A 20,078-nucleotide genomic window follows, 5' to 3' on the forward strand; every position below is an offset into this window, starting at 1 on the left:
CGCCCGGCGCTGCTTGTTCTGTGATGAATATCAATCCTGAAGTTCGTTCATAATCCAGGACAATGGTGCCTGATACTGCTCTGGCATCCAGGTTTGCAACGCCAGCAGTGCATCTATGACTTCAGCATTGTCAGATGCATCGAGATTCAGATGACCCACCTTACGGCCTGGACGAACCTCTTTGTTGTACCAGTAGAGTTCGGCACCGGGAATACTCAGCCAGTTGCTGTCATGGTCAACCCCAATCAGGTTCACCATGGCGATGGGCAGAGCTGGTTTAAGCTCAGGTATCGGCAGTTTCGCCAGTGCTCTCAGGTGCAGCTCGAACTGGCTGATATGACAACCCGCCTGAGTCCAGTGCCCTGAGTTGTGAACTCGTGGCGCCAGCTCATTAACCAGCAGCGTATCGCCCACACGGAAACACTCCATCGCCATCACGCCCACATAATTGAGGGCATCCATAATCCGGCTCAACATAGCTTCCGCTTTGGCTTGCAGAGGGCTTAAGCGGGTCAGGGGAGAGATAGAGGCCATCAGGATGCCATCCTGATGCAGGTTCAGCGCCAGTGGATAGAAGTGACACCTGCCATCTGCGCTGCGAGCGCCGACCAGAGACACCTCTTCATCAAAGTTGATAGCCTGCTCGGCAATGGCTTGATTGCGCCAGTCCGCGGGAATTGAGGTGTTTTCTGCCTGCTTCAGCCAGTGCTGACCTTTGCCATCATAGCCGCCGGTACGACGCTTCAGCAGGACCCGCTCACCATAGGCGTTATGCAGCTCGGCTTCCTCGGTCTGATCTTCAACCAGTTCCCAGGGCGCAGTGGCCACGGCCAGATCATCCAGCAGGCTCTTTTGGGTGTACCGGTCGGCCAGACGGCCAAATACCGGACCATTGATAAAGTTGGGGTGTTCACTGAGCTGGCGGCTCAGACAGGACTCAGGCCACTGCTCGCGCTCGGCGGTGATAATATCATCGGCGGCCAGCGGCAGCTTCTCTTCTGAGGGGGACATGATATCCACGGGGCGAACATCCAGTGCCAGGGGCATACCGGCATGACGCATCATAGCACCCAGCTGACCATCGCCCAGCACCCAAATCTTAGCTGTTGCCATCTGGATTACTCCTCCCGTGGGTCTGGATTGTCCAGGATGGTTTGGGTTTGCTCGGTGCGGAACACGTCTACACGGGCAGCCAGCTCCGAGTCGTTGTTGGCCAGCATCTGGCAGGCCAGCAAACCGGCATTGAAGGCACCGGCAGTACCAATGGCCAGGGTGCCTACCGCCACGCCTTTTGGCATCTGGACTATGGAAAGCAGGCTGTCCATACCGGACAGGGCCTTGCTTTGAACCGGTACGCCAAGCACTGGCAGGCGGGTTTTGGAGGCGATCATGCCTGGCAGGTGGGCTGCGCCGCCGGCGCCGCCAATAATCACCTGATAGCCTTTATCGGCGGCTGTTTCGGCAAAGCTCATCAGCTTATCCGGGGTGCGGTGGGCGGAGACCACTTCCACATGATAGGGGACCTGCAGCTTATCCATAATTTCTGCCGCGGCTTCCATGGTGGGCCAATCACTCTTTGATCCCATGACAACAGCTACCAAAGGTTGCATGTTCACTCCTTACTCAGGGTTTTTATATGTTTTTGGGGTACAGATGTTGGCATTGGCTGCAATGATTGCCTTCATTGCATCTCGCTTTGCTTTGGTGGCCGCAATGATAGTGCTTATTGCATGTCACCCAGCAGCGGCGTCGGCAATGCCCTGTTGGCGCGCAATAATATCATGTTGGTGATTTGATTTTGTTTTTTGCTGGAGAATAGAGTGTCCATATATTTGGACACTGACGTGTCGGTCTTGTTGTTGGTGCTGCGCACCAAGCTGCCTGCGGCAGGGGATGACCAAGCTTCGCTTGGCAGAACATCGTGGAGCTTCGCCCCAAACCCGACCAAGAGGGGATCAACAGCAATTCCCTCTTGGATCTCCCTTGCCGCCCCAACCGACACTGACGACTCCTCAGGCTCATTTCGAAAATTGGCTAACGCGACAAACGCTCGTCCATGATTCGATGTCGCTGCCTCGGCATCCATGCCTCGCTACGCCATTTTCTCAATCGCCTTCGGCAGTGTCGGACGGGGAATTGGTGTATTCCTTATCCTTTGAGTTACTTGTACTGAACTTTGGGTTGGGTGATTTCGTAAATGCAGAGGGAGTGGCGATAACAAGAATAACGGGGTCAGTATGAATCAGATAAATCCACGGAAGTTGCGTGGCAGCAAATGGACGGCGGTGACGCCGAGGAACAAAGAGAAGCACTTTTTGGTGTCTGATGTGGAGTACGACGAAGAGGGATCTGTTACTTCTTGCACTATCGAAGCTGTGATGTCGAAGAATGAATACCCCATCAACTGGCGCGAGCTGAAAAAACCCGAAATCTGGCGACAAGGGTGGAAGTAACTCATGCCCCAAAGTTACTTCTACGAGCCTGTTATCTCGTTAAACTGGAGATAACAGGAACAGCTCCTGTTATCCCAGAAAGACAGTTCACGGTTATCTGGCTGACAATCGATGAACCGTCGAATATTTAGCCTGTTAGTGGTAACGTTTATCCAATATGCGTGACTAGTGGCGCGAGATAACGAGTCGTCTCGATTTGCCTGTAAAGTTATCTATCCATAGAGACGTTAAGTGGCAGATTTTGTGACTAAGATTGAATTGATAGTATGGTCGCGCAGAAAGGGATAAACAGGCCGTCTCGTTATAAAAAGGTTATACGTCCGAAATGGAACAAGTTATCTTCAAACTTAAAAATAAAATATGGGAATGTGAAGTTGGTATTGACGACTATGGGAATATACCAATTAGAATCATGTCTCATGAAGAACGCCTAGATGAAGCCCTAGTCGTTGTTGCTGACGAAGTTATTAACAGAGTCAACATTCTGAGGAATGAAAGCGTAGAGTATGCAATGGAATCAAGGTATAGAGATGACATTGAAGAAAGCGGTGATCTATTTATCCAATCTATACATGTTGTAAATAAGACGCAATTTGATATTTGGTTTACTTTAGGGTTTACGGGAAGGTATTTGGCCGTAAAGTACAAAGAGGGAGTAATGTATGAAGTACACTGTGATGCTCCCTAAAACGTATAACAAAAGGTTCAAAGTAACTTATCCCCAAAGTTACTTATACGCGCCGGTTATCCCGTTAAATCACTGATAACCGGAGGGCTGTTCTCGGATAATCGGCTGAAGGTCAATAAATGACCGATTGTTCAGCCTGTTAGTGGTAGCGTTTATCCAATACGTGTGACCACTAGCGCGAGATAACGTGACGTCTCGTTTTGCTTCTCCTGGCTTCACAGCCGCAAGGTTTGCAGGCGGTTTTTCTCGCGGATTGAACCTTTGGCTGGGATGAGCGCTAAGAGTCCATTGGCAGGCAATCTCGCTATTATAAAATGTGACAACCGAAGAGGAAGTTTAGACTGTTATGGATGTACAGGAAGAATTGAGTGACGAGGCGAGGATTCAACTCAATTTCTGGTCAGAACCAAGCCGCAAAGCCAGCAAATTTATCAACACTTCAGAGCAGTAAAGTTTCTGCCGGAGCTTGCACCCGGCGACTTGGCAAGGTAATCGCCTTGCAGGCGATATATATCGAAGCATGTGCATCCATGCGCTTCGGACTGGGAATTGGTGTATTCCTCGAGCTCGGAGTTGCTCCATTCCTTCTTGGAGGGATACAGCTTGCGAGTTACCTGCAGGATTGCCTTACTTATCGAAGCCAGGATCTCGCTCCGGTCAAATCTTCAATTTCAACGTATTCAACGAACGGAATAATTTTCAGTCCATTCGGGTAATAAAGGTTTGCTCGTCATCCACAAAAGCCACAAAACCGCCGTGATAGATAAACACCCGACCACGCCCTTCAACCAGGCAAGCAAGCATTGGGTCCAAATCTTCTTCGTTATCCTGACTTTGAAAAGTGCCAGTGTCAGTGATTACGCCCCTGAGTGTGGGCAAATATCCATAAGAACGCCTGGCTTGGTCAATCAGGCTTAATTCGCTGGCGGTAGAGAAGCAAGAGGGGATCGTACCGGCTTCTTCAATAAAGATAGTTTTCAGTTCTTCAAAAGCTGTGATCACCAGCCAGTCGATGTCGTTAACATGATGGATAAACATAGAGTTTCTCGGTAATTCTGATGCGGAGATTTTATCACTATCAGGAAAGAAGGCAGTAATAGTTGAGATTCGGCGGTCAAAGGGGGGAACACTGTACCATTGGGATTAATAAATGAAGCATTCAAAATGCTTCATTTGAAATCGTTGCCTTGTGGTGGTTCAATGGTGTCAGCGAATCCCGTAGTTCCTTTAACCAGAGGATGGCATTATGCAAAAGATTCAAATTCCCGTCGGCTGGAAAATCCAACGCTCAACTCAGGTGTTCACCAAGAACAATGTCCCTTCAGCACTCTTGAGTCATCACAACACCGCAGAGGGGGTATATGGTCAAATCTGTGTACTCGAAGGCGTCGTCACTTACTTTGGTTTTAACAATGAACACGCTGACACGCCTGACACAGAAATCGTCATAAACGCAGGCCAGTTTGCCCTCAGCCCACCACAATACTGGCACAGAGTTGAACTCAGCGACGATGCTAGATTCAACATCAACTTCTGGTCAGAACCCGGCCGTAAAACCAGCAAATTTATCAACACCTCAGAACAGTAAAGTTTCTGCCGGAGCTTGCACCCGGCGACTTGGCGAGGTAATCGCCTTGCAGGCGATGAAAGTAATGGAGCACGAAAAAATTATTTTTAGGTGCTCCGTAATTGGATAGCTATTTAGTCATTTGCTACTGCGGTTAAATTAGGATCCGCATGCGTATGCTGTTGAGTTGTTATGCTCGGTTTATTTTTAAGTTTAGTGCGAGCAGCAAATGTACTTGCTTTGTCTGCTAAGTCTGGAACCATATCTAAAGCTTTTTTAAACGCTTCAGAGTCAATAAACTCATGCCAAGGGCTATTATAGTCTTTCCCCTCAACAAGGCGTAGAGGCATTTCATCAAGTCGATCTAAAGTAGAGTTAAATAGTCTTTCAGCTGTTTGTTCGTCGAATCTAGTTGCATGCTTACTGAAACCAGTATAAGACTTGGCGACTGTAGCTTTGTAGGCGTAGTCTTCAGATAGTTTGAATCTCTGGTTGATTTGTTGAGTAGCGAGCCACGCAAACCAAAGAGGTCCACCAATTGAAAATAATGCTAGAACGATATTTATTATAGCGAACCCTGCACCGACCTGCTGATTTGAATCTAATATTGCGGAAAGTTTTTGAACTTGTTCGCCACCAAAATAGGCTCCTGAACATAGTGCGGCTATTAAGCCAATCACCCAATACTTAATTGAACTTGAGAGTGACTGTGCTTTTTGGTCGAACCCAGCGGCCAGACCTTGAGTAGTAGTAATTTGAAGATTATCGTCACATTTTGCTCTTAGTGAATCAGTTTCCTCCGCATTGTTTCTGACTGTCTGTAGACACTGGCGGTTATCTTCTAAACTACTTTGTGCAAATCGCTCTGCGTCTTCAATTTTTTCTAGAATAGTTTTGGCTTCAGCTAGCTTAGCTTCAAGGTCTTTTTTACCATCATGAATTTCTTGTAGATATGTAGGTAAATTTTCAGCGGCATCATATGCGTCTTGAATTTTGATGATCTTACTTTCGATATCCTCGCTGACTAAATTTAGGTTGGCTATTCTAGCTTCAGTCGCTTTGACACGTCTGGATAACGACTGTGGGAGGAACTTTGTTCCTTGGAGTGCTTCCCATTTTAAGAACGTTTCTTTGAAATCCATGCTTAATGTTAACAATGTAACAATTGTATTCGAACCTGCATAAAGTAGGTTGTTAGCGTCGTCAACCAGATGTGCTTTAACGTTTTGGTTTAGTTTTTCAACATGTTTAGCCGTCGTTTGTAGATACTGCTGAAGTCTAGAGACCTGATCGTCGAAATGCTTATCCGTCACTATTTCAACGTCGTTTAAGAAGTTCTTCGCAAGATATTCTATATAATCCTTGTCTAAAGAAAGCTGATTCCAACCATGATCTTGGAATGAATCTCGTGTTACATTTGATGCTGAAATAGTATCAATTAAGGACTCAATATTTTCTTTTAATTGTTGTAAGTGGGTGTTCATTGTCTTCTCATAACTCTATGAATATTTTGATAATATGGTGTCTGGTTTGAAACTTTTCAATATGTCGATAGACATAGATAACAGAATGTTCAAAATAAATTTGTAGTACATTGGTATCTTTATTCCACGCTGGATTTAGTTGCGACTTTGCGTTGTTCAACACTTGGTAAAGGGCTACATGGAGTCTTTCCTAAAGCCAAAGTAACTCTTATCCCCATGTGGGCTACTGTGAAGCGGCAGATTACATCTATTCCCCATCCGAAGTTGCCGGAGGGAAATGGCTTCAATAGCAAGTCCCGTCATGGATGACGGGGCAGCCACCGCTGAACCATGGATGGTGAATCGGTGGCGGTTGCGTAATTGAAGTCATTTAACGATGGATAACAACTTCGGTTGGGGCGGCAAGGGAGATGCAAGAGGGAATTGCTGTTGATCCCCTCTTGCCCCGTGTGGGTGGAACCCACGACGTTTTGCCAAGCGAAGCTTGGCCATCAACACCGACTGTGGAATCGGAATCCACAAAACCACAAGTCCCCGCAGGGGCTCCAAGCAACCCAGCCATGCGCCAGCTTGACCTAAAGCAAATGCGCCAAAGGCGCCACCACCCGCCCCATCACTCCTTGTAACTTAGATATAGCAACACCATAATTGGTCATCGCCACACCCCGCCGTTCGCACTCCCGGATACGACGTATCATCTCGGTGCGATTGAGCATGCAGGCGCCGCAGTGGATCACCATGGCATACTTCTCCAAATCGTCCGGGAAGTCGTGGCCTGATACCACATCAAAAGTCAGTTGTTTACCGCTGACCTGACGAATCCAGTTTGGCAGTTTCACCCGGCCGATATCATCTTCCTGCACGTTATGACTGCAGCCTTCGGCAATCAGGATCTGGTCACCATCTTTGAGTTTATCCAACTGCTCAGCACCTTTGACCAGGGGGCCTATATCCCCTTTGAAGCGGGCGAACAGGGTGGAGAAGGTGGTGAGGGGAATCGACTCAGGCACTATTTCGGCCACCTGCTTGATCACCTGGGCGTCGGAGATGATCAGCGCCGGCGGCTGGCTGAATTTATCCAGAGCGGCGGGCAGCTCTGTCTCTTTGACCACCATGGCCATGGCATTGCAATCCAGCGCCTCCCTGAGTACCTGTACCTGTGGCAGGATTAACCGGCCCTTGGGGGCGGCGGCATCTATGGGTGTCACACAGATAATGGCGTCACCGGGCTGATACAGATCGCCCGCCAGTACAGGCTCAGCCTTCAGCTCTGCCGGGGCCAGTTCTACCATGATGCGCTTGAGCTCTTTGCCGCCCAGGCCTGAAGTGGAGGACACGGCAATACAGGGCAGTTTGCGGGCGCGGCAGAAGGCGATATCTTCCGCTTTGGGTGAACAGATATCGGCTTTGTTGAATACCACCAGAGTGGGCAGCTTCATCTGCTGCATCTCATCCATCAATTCGGTTTCGCAGGCGGTCAGGCCCTGCTCGTCAATCACCAGCAGCGCCATATCGGCGCGGATCATCACTTTGCGGGTGGCCTGAATGCGCAGGGCACCCAGCTCACCCTCATCATCAATCCCCGCGGTATCGTAAAAGGTGACCGGGCCAAGTGGCAGCAGCTCGTATGGTTTGGCCACCGCGTCTGTGGTGGTGCCTTTGGTGTCGGAGACGATGGAAATCTGCTGACCAGTAAGCATGTTCAGCAGAGACGATTTTCCGGCATTGCGGCGGCCCACCAGGACGATTTGATAACGCATGCCCCTGGGGGTTGAAGATAGGAGCGCTTGTGAGTTGTTTGCCTGCTCGGCAGGGTTAATACCTTGGCACATATGGGTTCCTCAAGGCATCACCCCGGGCATTGGATGCAACCAGCCCAAGGTGAGAGATTTGTTGTTTTAGCGCGCTCAGTCGTGCCTGCAGGGTATCGCTGGCGCTGTTCTTGCCCGGGTAGATGTTGTAACTGGCGTACACCTGCTGCGGGGTGAATGAGGGCATCACCACATTGCAGCCCCGTGTCAGCCCCTGCAGACGGGCGCCAGGTTGAATGGCATCCAGCGAGCTGGTGGCAGGAATATTGGCGTCCGGGTTCATGAGTCTGAGAATGGCGCTGACTCTGTGGCTTTTAAGGACATCACCATTGGGGCTCTGGTGCAGTGGGGTTTGCTGGTGGGCGACAAAGGGGCCACAGGCCAGCATGTCGAGTTGCATCCAGGTAAGGGTTAGCAGATCCCGGGCGAGGATCTCATCTGTCATGCCGGGCAGATCGGTAATTACGCCTGAGCCGGTTTGGTAGCCCAGTTGTTGAATGCGTTTAAGCCGGGCAAGGCGCTCGTCATAATCCGCACCGGTCCGGCTGTTGGCATCAGGACGGCTGGCGGTACCAGAACGGCTGGCGGCAAACAGCTCCCGGTCGAAGGTTTCCATCTTCAGCAGGTATCTGTCAGCCCCGGCTTCACGCCACAGCGCCAGCTCATCATGGTGTCGGTCTCCCAGCGACAGGGTAACAGCCAGCTGGTACCGGGACTTTATCTGACGGATCAGTCTGGCGATGATATCGGCTTTGTAAGTGAAGTCGTCACCGGACTGGAGCACCACAGTACCCATTCCCGATTCCGCTATCAGGGCAACGGCGCTGAGGATCTGTTCAGAGGTCAGTCGGTATCTTTCCACCTTACGGTTGGCGGCCCGCAGGCCGCAGTAATGGCAGTTGTTGCGGCAGAAGTTGGAAAACTCCACGATTCCCCGCAGATACACCTGGCGGTTAAAGGCCTGGCGGTTAACTCTGGCAGCTGCAGCAAACAGCCAGTCATCATCGTCGCCTTGCAGCAGTCTGACAATCTCGCTCTGGCTGAAGGCCTGACTCTCAGTGAATGTCTTGCCCTGTGACTCAGTCCGATAAGCCTCTTTCTCATCTGCTGACTGGCTGGGGGCCTCAGCCACGTACGAGGAGCTGGATAGTATCATGAAGCCTGCTCTCGGTCCGGCGTCAGCATCCAGATATCGTGAGCCGCCTGGCGACACTCTTCCAGATAACGGCTGACGGCAATCAACCAGGGGGAGGCATCAAGCTCCTCAGGGGCAATACCTGACTTGAACCACAGCTGCAGTGTGCCCGGCTTAAGGCCAAGTGCCACAGTATCCAGTTCCAGCCAGAGACCTTCTGCAGAAGTGTGTCTGCTGTGGGCATACTGACCGGCCAGCAGGGTGTCGCCAATCAGCATGACAGGTTGCAGTGGCAGGGCCTGGCAGGTGTGCAGATCGACCGTCGTTGGCGAGAGCAGCTTTAACTCACTGCACCACTGGCGTGACTGGCGGAACAGTTGGTCCACCTGCTCGGAGTAGAGTCCGGGGCGCAGAATGCGGGCGAACTCATCCCTCCACTGGGACTGGGCTTCCAGTTTAATCAGGGTCAGGTGTTTAAGGTCTCCGCCGAGCAGCCTGTCTCTGAGCAGCTCATCGACAGCGCCGGAGGCGAAATTACTGTAGAGGGCGGCGTGCATCACAATATCTTCGGCGCTCTGCAGTAGTGTCAGCAGGCGTTCCGTATCCAGTCCAGGGGTTAATTTAACTCCGGCAATCATGTTTAAACTTTCCATATTACAAATAGATATCCCGCTGACCGGCATCGGTTTTATCCAAACATCCTTTGACGTTGCGGGCACGTGCCGGGCTCATTTTGGCCAGCTCACGTTCAATCAGCTCATTGCCCGCCTCACGGGTTTTGTCGCAGGCGTAGTCATTCAGATATTCACGGAAGGTGATCAGCGCATTGGGCTGGCAGAACTTGCCAATAAACTGCTGCTTGGCCAGGCCCATAAAGTGGTCACCGGTGCGGCCTTTACGATAACAGCCGGTGCAGAAAGAGGGCACTGAATCGGACTGGGTGACCAGTTCATAGATGATCTCTTCCATCTCCCGGTGATCCCCCAGGCTGAACTGTTCGGCGTCATGCTGAGACGCTTTATTACGGGTATCCTGACTGGCTTGATAGCCACCGGGTGCGGTGCGGCTGCCGGCACTGATCTGGGAGACACCCAGCTCCAGCAGCTCTTTACGCAGCTCTGCGCTTTCACGGGTGCTCATAATCAGGCCTGTGTAGGGTACGGCCAGGCGGGTGATGGCAACGATGCGCTTAAAGCACTCATCATCCACCTCATAGGGTGGCTTCTCACTAAGCTCTGAGCCGTGAGCCGGTTCAATACGCGGGAAGGAGATGGTATGGGGGCCGACACCACAATCCTGCTCCAGCTGCTGCACATGGGTGAGCATGGCCAGCAGTTCAAATCTGTGGTCATACAAGCCAAACAGGGCACCGATACCCACGTCGTCAATATCCGCCTCCATGGCTCTGTGCATGGCGTAAAGACGGAACAGATAGTCCTTCTTTTTGCCTTTCAGGTGAACCTGCTCGTAGGTCTCTTTGTGGTAGGTTTCCTGGAAACACTGATAGGTGCCAATGGCGGCGGTTTTCAGCACCTTGAAATCTTCAGTGCTCATAGGCGCACAGTTGACATTGATGCGACGGATCTCGCCGCCCTTGCCATCTTTGACGCTGTACATTGTGTTGATACTGTCGACGATGGAGTGCACATTGTTGCGGGGGTGCTCGCCGTACACTGCCAAAATGCGCTTGTGCCCCATCTGTTCGAGGATTTCCACCTCTTTGCGGATCTCATCTTCCTTCAAGGTCTTGCGCTTGAGCTCATGGTTGTCGGCATTAAAACCACAGTAGCTGCAGCTGTTGGCGCAATGATTGGAAATATAGAGCGGGGCAAACAGTACGATGCGGTTACCATAGATGATGTTCTTTATCTCCCGGGCAACGGCGAACATCTCTTCATCCAGGGACTTGTCCTGGTTCTGCAGCAAAATTGCTGTGTCTTCTATGCTCAGCCCTTCGCACTGGCGGGCTTTGTCCAGTACAGCCCGAACCTGGTTGGCAGAGGGGGCTGAGGCTCGGTTAATGGCATCCCAAATCGCGTTATCGTCGATAAAGCTGGTATTGGGGTCATAGTCGCGGATGCAAATATCGTGGTGATGTGAAGTCATAACCGATTAATAACTCTTGCTGGGCTTGGAAACTTGCCGACATCCCCGGCAATCGCCAGAGATGTCGGCAAATTCCCACAGCAACAGCAGGCTAATATCAGCCTGCTGTTGCTTGAGATGCTGATTACTTACCGGTAGCGGGTTCACCATTGGCCGTTACAGGCACGATCTCTTTTTCCACCCACAGAGGGGTGTACTCGGCCGCATCATGGTATGGCACATTGCCGTGAACCATCATCGCCTTGAAGTCGTCGAAACGGTAAACCGCCAGGAACAGGTGCACAGGCAGGAAGGCTGTCAGCACCAGACCGGAAATCAGGTGTGCCTGACCTAGGAAGTACACTACGTCGCGTGGCGCAGCATGTGGGATCAGCCAAAGTACCAGGCCTGACAGGATCAGAATGGTGCCGCCAATCAGTACGCAGGCACCGAACAGCTTCTGACCTGAGTTGTACTTGTTCATTGGAGGAACAGGGACTTTCTTGCCCAGCAGGAACTTCTGTGGGTAACCGCCCAGCACCATAAACCACTTCACATCACGGCTGGAGAAGCTGAAAACACGGGATACAAACAGTACCACGCGGTCAAAAGCCATCAGGGTGAAGGCTACGGCATCCAGCGCCATCACCACACCGGCGATAATGTGAATGTCATAGGTCAGTTGCATACCGGCCTGGGACAGAGGCTTGAAGTACAGCAGCAAGCCGGTCGCTGCCAGCGGCAGGAAGCTGAGCAGCAAAATGTAGTGGAAAATACGAACATTCAGCGGGTGCTTCTGAATGGGTCTCATATCATGTTGGTGAGTCATCCTGGTTTCTCCAATCAAGACAGCTTGGTACGGTCAACAAAGTGAGTGTGCAGCAGGTCGTGGGACAGGTGTCCCAGTGGCTGACCGCCGAACTCTTTGTAGTACTTTTCAACGGCCGGGTTGGCGTGGCTTACCCGCAGCTTGGCAATGGCATCGTCCTTGTACAGGCCTTCAGTACGGGCTTTGATGTACTCGTTACGACGTTCCAGCTTGCTGGAGAACCAGCCCACAGGCAGTGCCAGCGCCGCGGCAAAGGCTGCACCAATGGCAATAAATTTACGACGGGACAGGAAGAAGCTGTCTTCGGCGAACAAATAGCTTTTTTTGCTCATGAGAATTCCTTATCAGATATTGCCAAGCCAGGAGGAACCTGTGCCTTCAATAGGTTGACCACCACCATTGATACAGCCACCGGCGCAGTTCATCACTTCGATAAAGTGATACTTGGAGGTGCCTGCCATCACGTCACGCAGCACGGGCTCAATGTTGTTGCCCATGTCGTGAACCACGGCCACGTTAACTGTGACGTTCTGGCTCAGTTCATTATCAAACAGGGTGACTGAGGCTTCTTTAACGCCCTTGAGGCCACGAACAGGTTCAAATTCCAGCTTGGCCATTTCGGAGCCGGTCAGCACCTTGTATGCAGTACGCAGCGCCGCTTCCATTACCCCGCCGGTCACACCAAAGATGGTGCCTGCGCCTGTGTACTCGGAGAACAGGCTGTCGCCTTTGTACTCAGGGGTGCTGGCCAGATCGATATCCAGCATTTTGAACAGCTTTGCCAGTTCGCGGGTGGTCAATACTGCATCCACATCCGGATACTCGGCAGCGCGGGAACCCTGCTCTTTGTGGTATTTCCAGGCATCGTTGAATTCAGGGCGGGAGGCTTCCACCTTCTTGGCGGTACATGGCATCACAGAGACAGTGAAGATCTTCTCGGGCTCCATATCGTAAATCTTGGCGCCATAGGTCTTGGCCACGGTACCTGCCATCTGCTGAGGAGACTTGGCTGTAGACAGATTAGGCAGCAGGCTAGGGTAGTTGGTTTCCAGATAGCGCACCCAACCCGGGCAGCACGAGGTGAACTGTGGCAGGGCTCCGGCATTTGGGTCGCCCTTTACCGTGGCATGCAGGCGGTGAATAAACTCGCTGCCCTCTTCCATAATGGTCAGGTCGGCGGCGAAGTTACAGTCAAAGATTCTGAAACCGGCTTTGTTCATGGCGCCGTACATCTTGCCGGTCACCAGAGAGCCGGTACCCAGGCCAAACTCTTCACCAATCGCTACCCGCACAGAAGGGGCGGGAATAGCAACGACAGTGATGTTCTTGTCGGCCAGTTTCTTAATGACGGTTTCAATGGCGCTGTGGGTTTCTTCAATGGCATTGAATGGGCAGTTCACCAGACACTGGGCACAACCAACACACTTGTCCTGATCGATGGAGTGGGCAGCACCGGATGCGCCTTCAATCGCATTGGTCGGGCAGAACTTCTTACAGGCATCACAACCTTTACACTTAGATGCATCAATCTTGATCAGCCCCTGGATTTCACCGGGTTGATAGGTGGTAGCAGTCATAGTCTTTTGCGTTCCTCATCCACAACCTCAATTGCAGGAATTGAAAGGTTGTTTAGTGTTTATGACAACAGCTGTTTTATTGTTTGTTTTTATAAAGCGAGCTGAATATAGGTGAGCACAAAAAAATCAAAATTGAGTTAGGTCAATATTTAAGCCTGTTCATATTTGTTTTAGGATTAATTCATATTTTTTTGTGACTCTTATCGTTAATACTTATTTTTAAATTAGTAATGCATGAATTTTCGTTCTTGCATCTTATTGATTTTTAATTGGTTTAATTGGGTTTGATATTCTTTATTAGAATCTGTGAACTAACGCTTGATTCTGCCATTATGTCAGTGGTTTAGAGTTTTTTTTGGATAAGGCTGGACAAGTTGTCTGACCAAAATGTCCCAGTTGAATATATAAATAAAAGGCCGGTTATATAACCGGCCTTATAAATTTCATTTGCTGCAATATTAACGTTTAGTATTAAATATCCTGCAGCGCCTCATCCAGAGTTGGGAAAAACTTAATAACACCTTCTACAGGTTGCACTCCGGCTTTTGCCAGTGTTTTTAATGGCTGGAACTGAAGTTCACAAACCAGCAGACGGGTACCGTTATGGCGACACTGCTGAATAAGTTTGGTCATGGCTGACAAACCACCTGCATCGAGCAGATGTACCGCATCCATTTGCAGTACCAGAGTGTTGCAATCAGAGGTCAGTGCGCTGATTTCACCAAATACATTTTCGGCGGCGGCAAAGAACAGTGGGCCTTCGACTCTGAGCACCTTGCTGCCCTCGGGCAGTTCACCGCTGACATATCTAGGGGTCTGGCTGATATCTCTCACCCGGGTCATCTCTGCCACTTCTTTCATAAACAGCAGGGCTGCCAGCACCATACCTACACTGATGGCGATCACCATGTCGAATACCACGGTCAGAGTAAAGCACACCAGGAACACCAGAATATCACTGCGTGGCGCAGTTTTAAGCAGATGCACAGCCTTGGGCGCTTCACTCATATTCCAGGCCACAACCAGCAGCAAGGCAGCCATGGCTGACATAGGCACATAGGCGAGGATCTTGGTCAGGGCCACCAGAGCAAGCAACACGACGGCTGCATGCACCATGGCGGAAATCGGGCTGGTGGCACCGGCTTTAACGTTGGCAGCAGAGCGGGCAATGGCGGCTGTGGCAGGAATACCACCAAAGAATGGCGCCACTATATTACCTATCCCCTGGCCCAGCAGCTCACTGTTGGCACTGTGGCGGGTATTGGTCATGCCATCCAGCACCACGGCGCACAGCAGAGACTCGATGGCACCCAACATGGCGATGGCAAAGGCCGAGGGCAGCAGCGCCTGCACCATGGACCAACTCAGCCCCAGTGGCTGGCCATCGGCACCGGCCTGCATCCAGGGGAACATAAATTCCGGTAACACAGGAGGAATACCAAAACCTGTGGTGCCATCGTCCAGGGTGTAGCTGAAGCGGCTGCCAATAGTGTCAATCACAAAGCCGTGATGGTTAAGATACAGGCCAATAAGACTACCAATCACTACGGCGGGCAGGTGAGCCGGTACCGGCAGTTTCAGTTTTGGCCACAGCAGCATGACGGCCAGCGTCACCCCGGCAACCAGAATACTGGGCCAGTGGGCACTTGGGGCCGAGTTCACCAAAGTGGCGACTTTATCCCAGTAGTGCTCAGGCATCTCGCTGATATTCAGTCCAAAGAAGTCCTTTAGCTGCAGGGTGGCAATCACCATACCAATACCAGCGGTAAAGCCCAGAGTAATGGACTCAGGAATGTATTGAATAAGACGCCCCAGACGCAGCAGAGACATCAGCACCAGAATAATGCCGGACATCACAGTGGCCAGCAGCAAGCCAGCCAGGCCAAACTGCTCGGCGATGGGGAACAGCAGCACCACAAAGGCTGCTGTCGGCCCGGAAATACTGAAGCGGGAACCGCCCAACAGGGCGATGATAAAGCCGCCGATAACGGCAGTGTACAGACCATACTGAGGGGGCACGCCACTGGCAATCGCCAGCGCCATCGCCAGAGGAATGGCGATAATACCGACAGTGATGCCGGCCAGCAGGTCTTTAAAGAGTCTTTGCTTGGTGTATTGCTCTGTAAAGCATGACTTTATCAGTGCGTAACCTGGTTTAAGCGAAAAAAGGTGGGCTCTGTGTGGCACGATATGAGTTTCCGCGAGATGAATGTTTTGTGAAGAGGACGCTATTTTAGGTCTTGAATCCATTCTATGTTGTGAAGCTGATCACGCAAGATGCCTGTACAATATTTAATCTGCTTTAGCGGTACATCTCCCTGCGGGCGCTTAATAAAAAAATCCTGCCTCAGATAACCCCTTTTCCAATCACTGACGTTGATAGGGAGTAAGTGGAATAGAGGAGAGCAAGATGAAGAAGATCAACATATGGCCCGGTTCAGGGCTGCCACTGATATCCATTGTCACTTTAGCCCTGCTGACCGCCTGCAGTCCCGGCAGGGACAACGACCCTCAAACCAGGCCTGCCTCATCTGAAAGTAACAGAGACCAGAGTGCCCATGAGGTCACGCTGGCTGAGGTTGAAGCCGCTCCTGTGCAGGCGACGGCTCAGAAGAAGGCCAGAATCGCCGATTATCATGTTCAGGGCATGAGTATGGATATGGCAATGCAAGCTCATATTTTGCCTCCCCCTGTGGTGGGGAGGCCGGAGGTGAGTCGGGAGGAGCTGCAAAGGCAAGAACCCGGCACTGTGATAGCGACCCGTCAGCAGCCTTTATCGACATTCGCGGTGGATGTGGATACCGGCAGTTACAGTCTGCTGCGCAGCTATCTGCAGCAGGGGCGTCTGCTGCCACCCGGTACGGTCAGAACTGAAGAGATGGTTAATTACTTTGAATATGAGGTTCAGGGGGACCGTATCTCAGATGAGAAATTCACCCTGGCGACTGAGCTGGCGCCTTCCCCCTATAACTCAGGCAAGCAACTGCTCAAGGTGCAGCTGGCCACCCAGTCCATGCCGATGGAGGAGCTGCCCGGTGCCAATCTGGTGTTTCTGGTGGATGTCTCAGGCTCTATGCAGGATGCCAATAAGCTGCCTTTACTGCAGCAATCGATGCGGATGTTGGCAAAACAATTGGACAGTGATGACAGGGTGTCACTGGTGACCTATGCCGGTAGCAGTCGCGTGGTATTTGAGGGTATAGCCGGTGACAGCCCCTCGCTGGATGCTGGCATTGCAGCGCTGACCGCAGGAGGCAGCACCCATGGCAGCGCCGGTATTCGTGACGCTTATCGCCTGGCTAAAGCCCACTTTATTGCCGATGGCATCAACCGGGTGATTCTGGCTACCGATGGTGACTTTAATGTTGGGGTAACAGATAAAGCTGCACTGCTGGATATCATCAGTCAGGGCAAACAGAGCGATGTATTCCTGTCTGTGCTGGGTTTTGGGCGCGGCAATTTACAGGAGCATACCCTTGAGCAGCTGGCAGACAAAGGCAATGGTCATTACGCCTATATCGACAACTTCTCCGAGGGACGTAAAGTGCTGGTTAACCAGCTTTCCTCTTCACTTGCGGTGATTGCCAGAGAGGTGAAACTGCAGTTGGAGTTCAACCCGGCGCTGGTGGCTGAGTATCGTTTGATAGGGTATGAAAACCGTCAGCTGAACCGTGCCGACTTCAATAATGACAAGGTAGATGGTGGCGAAGTTGGGGCCGGGCATCAGGTCACTGCCCTGTATGAACTGGCGCTGGTGAATGGCAGGCGGGATATGGACCCGCTGAGATATGGCGGCCAGGGCGATGATAGCGGGCCTGATCATGATGAGTTGGCATTCGTGAAACTCAGATATCAGCCTCCACAGGGCGGCCAAAGCAAGTTATTGACCAAAGCTGTGAGTTGGGGAACTGCATACGAGTCATTGAGTCAGACCAGTCAGGATATGCGCTTCGCCGCGGCGGTTGCGGGGCTGGGGCAATTGCTGAATGGCGGCACTTATATAGGCAACGCCGACTATGGCGACATGATAGCACTGGCAAATTCCGCTGTAGGGCAGGATACTTGGGGTTACAGAAGAGAATTTATCAACCTGGCCTTGTCTGCACAGGCATTGGCGCTGATAGAGGCTCCGGCGTTATCTCAACATACAGTGACGCCTGAGCCAGGAGCTTATCCATAGCGGCCAGGTTACTGGGGGATGCAATTGAGTATGGCATTGGCAAATGCCGCCGACAGCGGTGGCAGCGATGAACAACTGATGCTCGATTATGCCGCTGGTGACAGCGGCGCATTTGAGCAGTTGTATCTGAAACATAAAGGCCCTTTATACCGATACTTTGTTCGTCAGATTGGGGACAGGCCTCTGGCTGAAGATCTGTATCAGGAAACCTGGAGTCGGGTGATCAAGGCGGCCGCCGGATACCAGCCACAGGCTAAGTTCACCACCTGGTTATATCGCATCGCCCATAATCTGTTGGTCGATCATGTGCGGGCCGTTAAACCTGTTGATCTTTTCACTGAAGTGCAAACCGATAATGACAGCCCTGATATTGGCGCCGATGAGGGGGAGCCGGGAGTGTCTTTGGAAGAGGAGCAAAAGGCTGGTCTGCTGAAAGAGTGTGTCAGTTTGCTGCCCCAGGTGCAGAAGGAGGCGTTTTTGCTCAATTGCGAAACCGGCTTCCCTGCCAGGGTGATTGCCGAGATTGTTGGTGTCAGTCTTGAGGCCAGCAAGAGCCGGATACGCTACGCCTATCAAAGCCTTAAAGAGTGTGTCGCCAGTAAGTGGGAGGCGAGTCGTGAATAACAAACGTTCAGAGCAGGATATGCAGGAAATTCACCACCTGTATCTGGTTCAGGCCAAAGAGGAGCCACCAAAATCAGTGGATGCTGAGATTCTGGCGTTGGCCCGGAAGCGAAGTGTGCCTCAGGCGACAACCCAGGCCAGCAAGAAGTCCGGGCGTTCTCCCTGGATATGGTCCAGTGCAGCATCAGTATTGCTGATTGTTGGCTTGAGCCTGTACTGGCCAGAATTACAAAAACCTGCAATTGACGGCCCGGCTATGCCAGAGCCTGTGTTGATGCGCAGCCCTGAACCTATGGGGGCGACAGAGCAAGAAGCGCTGGCCGATATGCCTGCGCCTTCAGTTCAGAAAAAGCTCAGGGTCAGCAGCGAGCCCGGCATGATGAAATCCGCTGAGCCTGCCGCCGATAATGCAATGTTGGAAATTCAGGGGATGCGGAAGCAAGCCATCATGGATAACACTGAGCTGGTTCAGGCACTGCAACGACTCAGCACTTTGGTAGAGCAGGGTAAGCTTGCTGACGCCAGAGTCGAATATCAGGCACTGGCTGAGACCATGGCCCGCTTGCCCAAAGAGGACCCAAGGCGAGTCCGATATGAAGACCTGGGTAAATTGCTCAACCAATAAAAAAATCCCGGCTCAGGCCGGGATTTTCATTTGTACTATGGGGCGTCGGACTTACTCAGTCGGCTCCAGGCCGCCCAGCGCATTGATGCTGGACTCCAGCAGGGCAACCAGTTCACTGCTCATCATGGCGAAGTCGGCATCCAGACGAGCCATAGGATCATCATTACCCAGCTCATCATTACCGGCACGGAACTCCTCAGAGAACTTAAGGCGCTTGAGTGTGACATCTGAGCCCAGCAGGAAAGCGACTGACTGACCAAAGTGCAGTGCCAGCTTGTGAACCTGCTTACCTGTTTCCAGGTGAGCCAGTACTTCATCTTCCTGCAGATCCTGCTGCTTAAAGCGAACAATGCCACCTTCATCGGCAACGGCTTTAAGTTCAGCTTCATCCTGAATCTCAAATGGCGCAGGGGCGCTGCCCGCTTTCAGCCAGTCTGTCATCTGCTGCTCAAGTGGCGTGGCAAATGAGACAGGGATAACCGGCAGGCTGCCCAGGGCTTTACGCAGCAGCGCCAGCAGCTCTTCGGCCTTGGTGGCGCTGGAGCTGTCAACCAGCACCAGTTGCTGCTCAGGCAGGATCAAAGCCTGGATCTGACTGCGACGGGAGAAGGCGCGAGGCAGCAGAGTGGTCGTGATCTCATCTTTCAGCGCATCTTTCTCTTTCTTGGTCAGTTTGCGGTTTTCTTCGGTTTCCAGCTGACCAACTTTTTCATCCAGCGCTTCTTTCACCACAGAAGAGGGCAGAATTTTCTCTTCTTTAGTGGCAGAGATCAGATGACGGTTATTGGCTGAGTGCACCAAAGTATCACCGTGTTTTCCCATGGCGTTGGAAAAACCGAATTTACTTATATCCTGACTGCCGCATGGGGAAAATCGAAAATCCGCCATGGCTTTTTCCAGAGTTTCGGTATCGACGGAGAATGGCTTATTGAAACGATAGAGGGTGAGATTTTTAAACCACATATGGCTGACTCTGCTGAGGAATGAAAAGTAGGGCAGTTTAAGGCATAGCATGGTCAG

20 protein-coding genes are annotated in these 20,078 nt (G+C 51.6%); 6 read left to right on the top strand and 14 right to left on the bottom strand.

Annotated features, from left to right (window positions below; all coding sequences use genetic code 11):
* Positions 1 to 30 precede the first annotated feature (30 nt).
* The 3 genes from purK to L2725_RS03660 all read right to left on the bottom strand — a co-directional run bounded on the left by purK (position 31) and on the right by L2725_RS03660 (position 2,086).
* Entirely contained in the window at positions 31 to 1,113 is a 1,083-nt protein-coding gene (gene purK, locus L2725_RS03650; RefSeq protein ID WP_249247681.1) for a 5-(carboxyamino)imidazole ribonucleotide synthase, read from the bottom strand.
* Positions 1,114 to 1,118: 5 nt separating this feature from the next.
* Positions 1,119 to 1,610, bottom strand: coding sequence for a 5-(carboxyamino)imidazole ribonucleotide mutase (gene purE / locus L2725_RS03655; protein WP_249247682.1), 492 nt, complete (start codon positions 1,608 to 1,610; stop codon positions 1,119 to 1,121).
* Between the two features lie 113 nt (positions 1,611 to 1,723).
* Positions 1,724 to 2,086, bottom strand: a complete 363-nt coding sequence (locus L2725_RS03660) for a hypothetical protein (RefSeq protein WP_249247683.1) — start codon at positions 2,084 to 2,086, stop codon at positions 1,724 to 1,726.
* Between the two features lie 151 nt (positions 2,087 to 2,237).
* Between L2725_RS03660 and L2725_RS03665 the strand changes: the two genes are divergently transcribed.
* Together L2725_RS03665 and L2725_RS03670 are read left to right on the top strand one after the other, a co-directional pair.
* Positions 2,238 to 2,453, top strand: coding sequence for a TIGR02450 family Trp-rich protein (locus tag L2725_RS03665; protein ID WP_249247684.1), 216 nt, complete (start codon positions 2,238 to 2,240; stop codon positions 2,451 to 2,453).
* Between the two features lie 325 nt (positions 2,454 to 2,778).
* Positions 2,779 to 3,141 (top strand): hypothetical protein, encoded by a 363-nt coding sequence (locus tag L2725_RS03670; RefSeq protein WP_249247685.1) that lies wholly within the window; start codon positions 2,779 to 2,781, stop codon positions 3,139 to 3,141.
* A gap of 699 nt (positions 3,142 to 3,840) precedes the next feature.
* Here L2725_RS03670 and L2725_RS03675 read toward each other — a convergent pair.
* Entirely contained in the window at positions 3,841 to 4,179 is a 339-nt protein-coding gene (locus tag L2725_RS03675; RefSeq protein WP_249247686.1) for a cytosolic protein, read from the bottom strand.
* A 208-nt stretch (positions 4,180 to 4,387) separates the two neighbouring features.
* Between L2725_RS03675 and L2725_RS03680 the strand changes: the two genes are divergently transcribed.
* Entirely contained in the window at positions 4,388 to 4,729 is a 342-nt protein-coding gene (locus L2725_RS03680; protein WP_249247687.1) for a TehB family protein, read from the top strand.
* A 113-nt stretch (positions 4,730 to 4,842) separates the two neighbouring features.
* Here L2725_RS03680 and L2725_RS03685 read toward each other — a convergent pair whose 3' ends face one another.
* The 9 genes from L2725_RS03685 to dauA form a co-directional block, all read right to left on the bottom strand.
* Entirely contained in the window at positions 4,843 to 6,192 is a 1,350-nt protein-coding gene (locus tag L2725_RS03685; protein ID WP_249247688.1) for a coiled-coil domain-containing protein, read from the bottom strand.
* 575 nt (positions 6,193 to 6,767) lie between these two features.
* A complete protein-coding gene (hydF, locus tag L2725_RS03690; protein WP_249247690.1) occupies positions 6,768 to 8,024 on the bottom strand; it encodes a [FeFe] hydrogenase H-cluster maturation GTPase HydF in 1,257 nt (418 codons plus the stop codon).
* Entirely contained in the window at positions 8,008 to 9,159 is a 1,152-nt protein-coding gene (hydE, locus tag L2725_RS03695; RefSeq protein ID WP_249247692.1) for a [FeFe] hydrogenase H-cluster radical SAM maturase HydE, read from the bottom strand. Before hydE ends, hydF begins: the two co-directional genes overlap by 17 nt.
* A complete protein-coding gene (locus L2725_RS03700; RefSeq protein WP_249247694.1) occupies positions 9,156 to 9,791 on the bottom strand; it encodes a hypothetical protein in 636 nt (211 codons plus the stop codon). Before L2725_RS03700 ends, hydE begins: the two co-directional genes overlap by 4 nt.
* Before the next feature lies 1 nt (position 9,792).
* The gene (hydG, locus tag L2725_RS03705; protein WP_249247695.1) at positions 9,793 to 11,244 is read right to left on the bottom strand and encodes a [FeFe] hydrogenase H-cluster radical SAM maturase HydG; all 1,452 of its coding nucleotides are present in this window, start codon (positions 11,242 to 11,244) and stop codon (positions 9,793 to 9,795) included.
* 124 nt (positions 11,245 to 11,368) lie between these two features.
* The gene (locus L2725_RS03710) at positions 11,369 to 12,052 is read right to left on the bottom strand and encodes a cytochrome b/b6 domain-containing protein (protein WP_249247696.1); all 684 of its coding nucleotides are present in this window, start codon (positions 12,050 to 12,052) and stop codon (positions 11,369 to 11,371) included.
* 14 nt (positions 12,053 to 12,066) lie between these two features.
* The gene (gene hydB, locus L2725_RS03715) at positions 12,067 to 12,384 is read right to left on the bottom strand and encodes an iron hydrogenase small subunit HydB (RefSeq protein ID WP_115135286.1); all 318 of its coding nucleotides are present in this window, start codon (positions 12,382 to 12,384) and stop codon (positions 12,067 to 12,069) included.
* Between the two features lie 12 nt (positions 12,385 to 12,396).
* On the bottom strand, positions 12,397 to 13,629 hold the full coding sequence (gene hydA, locus L2725_RS03720) for an iron hydrogenase large subunit HydA (protein ID WP_249247697.1): 1,233 nt from the start codon (positions 13,627 to 13,629) through the stop codon (positions 12,397 to 12,399).
* A 471-nt stretch (positions 13,630 to 14,100) separates the two neighbouring features.
* Complete coding sequence (dauA, locus tag L2725_RS03725; protein WP_249247698.1) at positions 14,101 to 15,816, bottom strand: C4-dicarboxylic acid transporter DauA; 1,716 nt, start codon at positions 15,814 to 15,816, stop codon at positions 14,101 to 14,103.
* Positions 15,817 to 16,039: 223 nt separating this feature from the next.
* Here dauA and L2725_RS03730 point away from each other — a divergent pair, with 223 nt between their 5' ends.
* Genes L2725_RS03730 through L2725_RS03740 form a run of 3 tightly spaced genes read left to right on the top strand, consistent with a single transcriptional unit; the run spans position 16,040 to position 19,058 of the window.
* A complete protein-coding gene (locus L2725_RS03730) occupies positions 16,040 to 17,809 on the top strand; it encodes a vWA domain-containing protein (RefSeq protein WP_249247699.1) in 1,770 nt (589 codons plus the stop codon).
* Between the two features lie 18 nt (positions 17,810 to 17,827).
* Positions 17,828 to 18,433 carry a sigma-70 family RNA polymerase sigma factor gene (locus L2725_RS03735; protein ID WP_249247700.1) on the top strand — a complete coding sequence of 202 codons (606 nt, stop codon included), beginning with the start codon at positions 17,828 to 17,830 and terminating at the stop codon, positions 18,431 to 18,433.
* On the top strand, positions 18,426 to 19,058 hold the full coding sequence (locus L2725_RS03740) for a hypothetical protein (protein ID WP_249247701.1): 633 nt from the start codon (positions 18,426 to 18,428) through the stop codon (positions 19,056 to 19,058). The genes L2725_RS03735 and L2725_RS03740 overlap by 8 nt, the downstream gene beginning before the upstream one ends.
* Positions 19,059 to 19,109: 51 nt before the next feature.
* Here L2725_RS03740 and rdgC read toward each other — a convergent pair whose 3' ends face one another.
* Entirely contained in the window at positions 19,110 to 20,021 is a 912-nt protein-coding gene (gene rdgC / locus L2725_RS03745; RefSeq protein ID WP_249247702.1) for a recombination-associated protein RdgC, read from the bottom strand.
* Positions 20,022 to 20,078: the final 57 nt, after the last annotated feature.

The sequence above is a fragment of the Shewanella corallii genome (assembly GCF_023349125.1).
GTDB lineage: Bacteria > Pseudomonadota > Gammaproteobacteria > Enterobacterales > Shewanellaceae > Shewanella > Shewanella corallii.

Excerpts from the sequence above, each read along its gene's own strand:
- L2725_RS03675 (WP_249247686.1), bottom strand. The coding sequence starts at position 4,179 with ATGTTTATCCATCATGTTAACGACATCGACTGGCTGGTGATCACAGCT.
- L2725_RS03700 (WP_249247694.1), bottom strand. The coding sequence starts at position 9,791 with ATGGAAAGTTTAAACATGATTGCCGGAGTTAAATTAACCCCTGGACTG.
- hydB (WP_115135286.1), bottom strand. The coding sequence starts at position 12,384 with ATGAGCAAAAAAAGCTATTTGTTCGCCGAAGACAGCTTCTTCCTGTCC.
- hydF (WP_249247690.1), bottom strand. The coding sequence starts at position 8,024 with ATGTGCCAAGGTATTAACCCTGCCGAGCAGGCAAACAACTCACAAGCG.
- L2725_RS03685 (WP_249247688.1), bottom strand. The coding sequence starts at position 6,192 with ATGAACACCCACTTACAACAATTAAAAGAAAATATTGAGTCCTTAATT.
- rdgC (WP_249247702.1), bottom strand. The coding sequence starts at position 20,021 with ATGTGGTTTAAAAATCTCACCCTCTATCGTTTCAATAAGCCATTCTCC.
- L2725_RS03710 (WP_249247696.1), bottom strand. The coding sequence starts at position 12,052 with ATGACTCACCAACATGATATGAGACCCATTCAGAAGCACCCGCTGAAT.
- L2725_RS03735 (WP_249247700.1), top strand. The coding sequence starts at position 17,828 with ATGCAATTGAGTATGGCATTGGCAAATGCCGCCGACAGCGGTGGCAGC.
- purK (WP_249247681.1), bottom strand. The coding sequence starts at position 1,113 with ATGGCAACAGCTAAGATTTGGGTGCTGGGCGATGGTCAGCTGGGTGCT.
- L2725_RS03680 (WP_249247687.1), top strand. The coding sequence starts at position 4,388 with ATGCAAAAGATTCAAATTCCCGTCGGCTGGAAAATCCAACGCTCAACT.
- hydA (WP_249247697.1), bottom strand. The coding sequence starts at position 13,629 with ATGACTGCTACCACCTATCAACCCGGTGAAATCCAGGGGCTGATCAAG.
- L2725_RS03670 (WP_249247685.1), top strand. The coding sequence starts at position 2,779 with ATGGAACAAGTTATCTTCAAACTTAAAAATAAAATATGGGAATGTGAA.
- L2725_RS03665 (WP_249247684.1), top strand. The coding sequence starts at position 2,238 with ATGAATCAGATAAATCCACGGAAGTTGCGTGGCAGCAAATGGACGGCG.
- L2725_RS03660 (WP_249247683.1), bottom strand. The coding sequence starts at position 2,086 with ATGGATGCCGAGGCAGCGACATCGAATCATGGACGAGCGTTTGTCGCG.
- purE (WP_249247682.1), bottom strand. The coding sequence starts at position 1,610 with ATGCAACCTTTGGTAGCTGTTGTCATGGGATCAAAGAGTGATTGGCCC.
- hydG (WP_249247695.1), bottom strand. The coding sequence starts at position 11,244 with ATGACTTCACATCACCACGATATTTGCATCCGCGACTATGACCCCAAT.
- hydE (WP_249247692.1), bottom strand. The coding sequence starts at position 9,159 with ATGATACTATCCAGCTCCTCGTACGTGGCTGAGGCCCCCAGCCAGTCA.
- L2725_RS03730 (WP_249247699.1), top strand. The coding sequence starts at position 16,040 with ATGAAGAAGATCAACATATGGCCCGGTTCAGGGCTGCCACTGATATCC.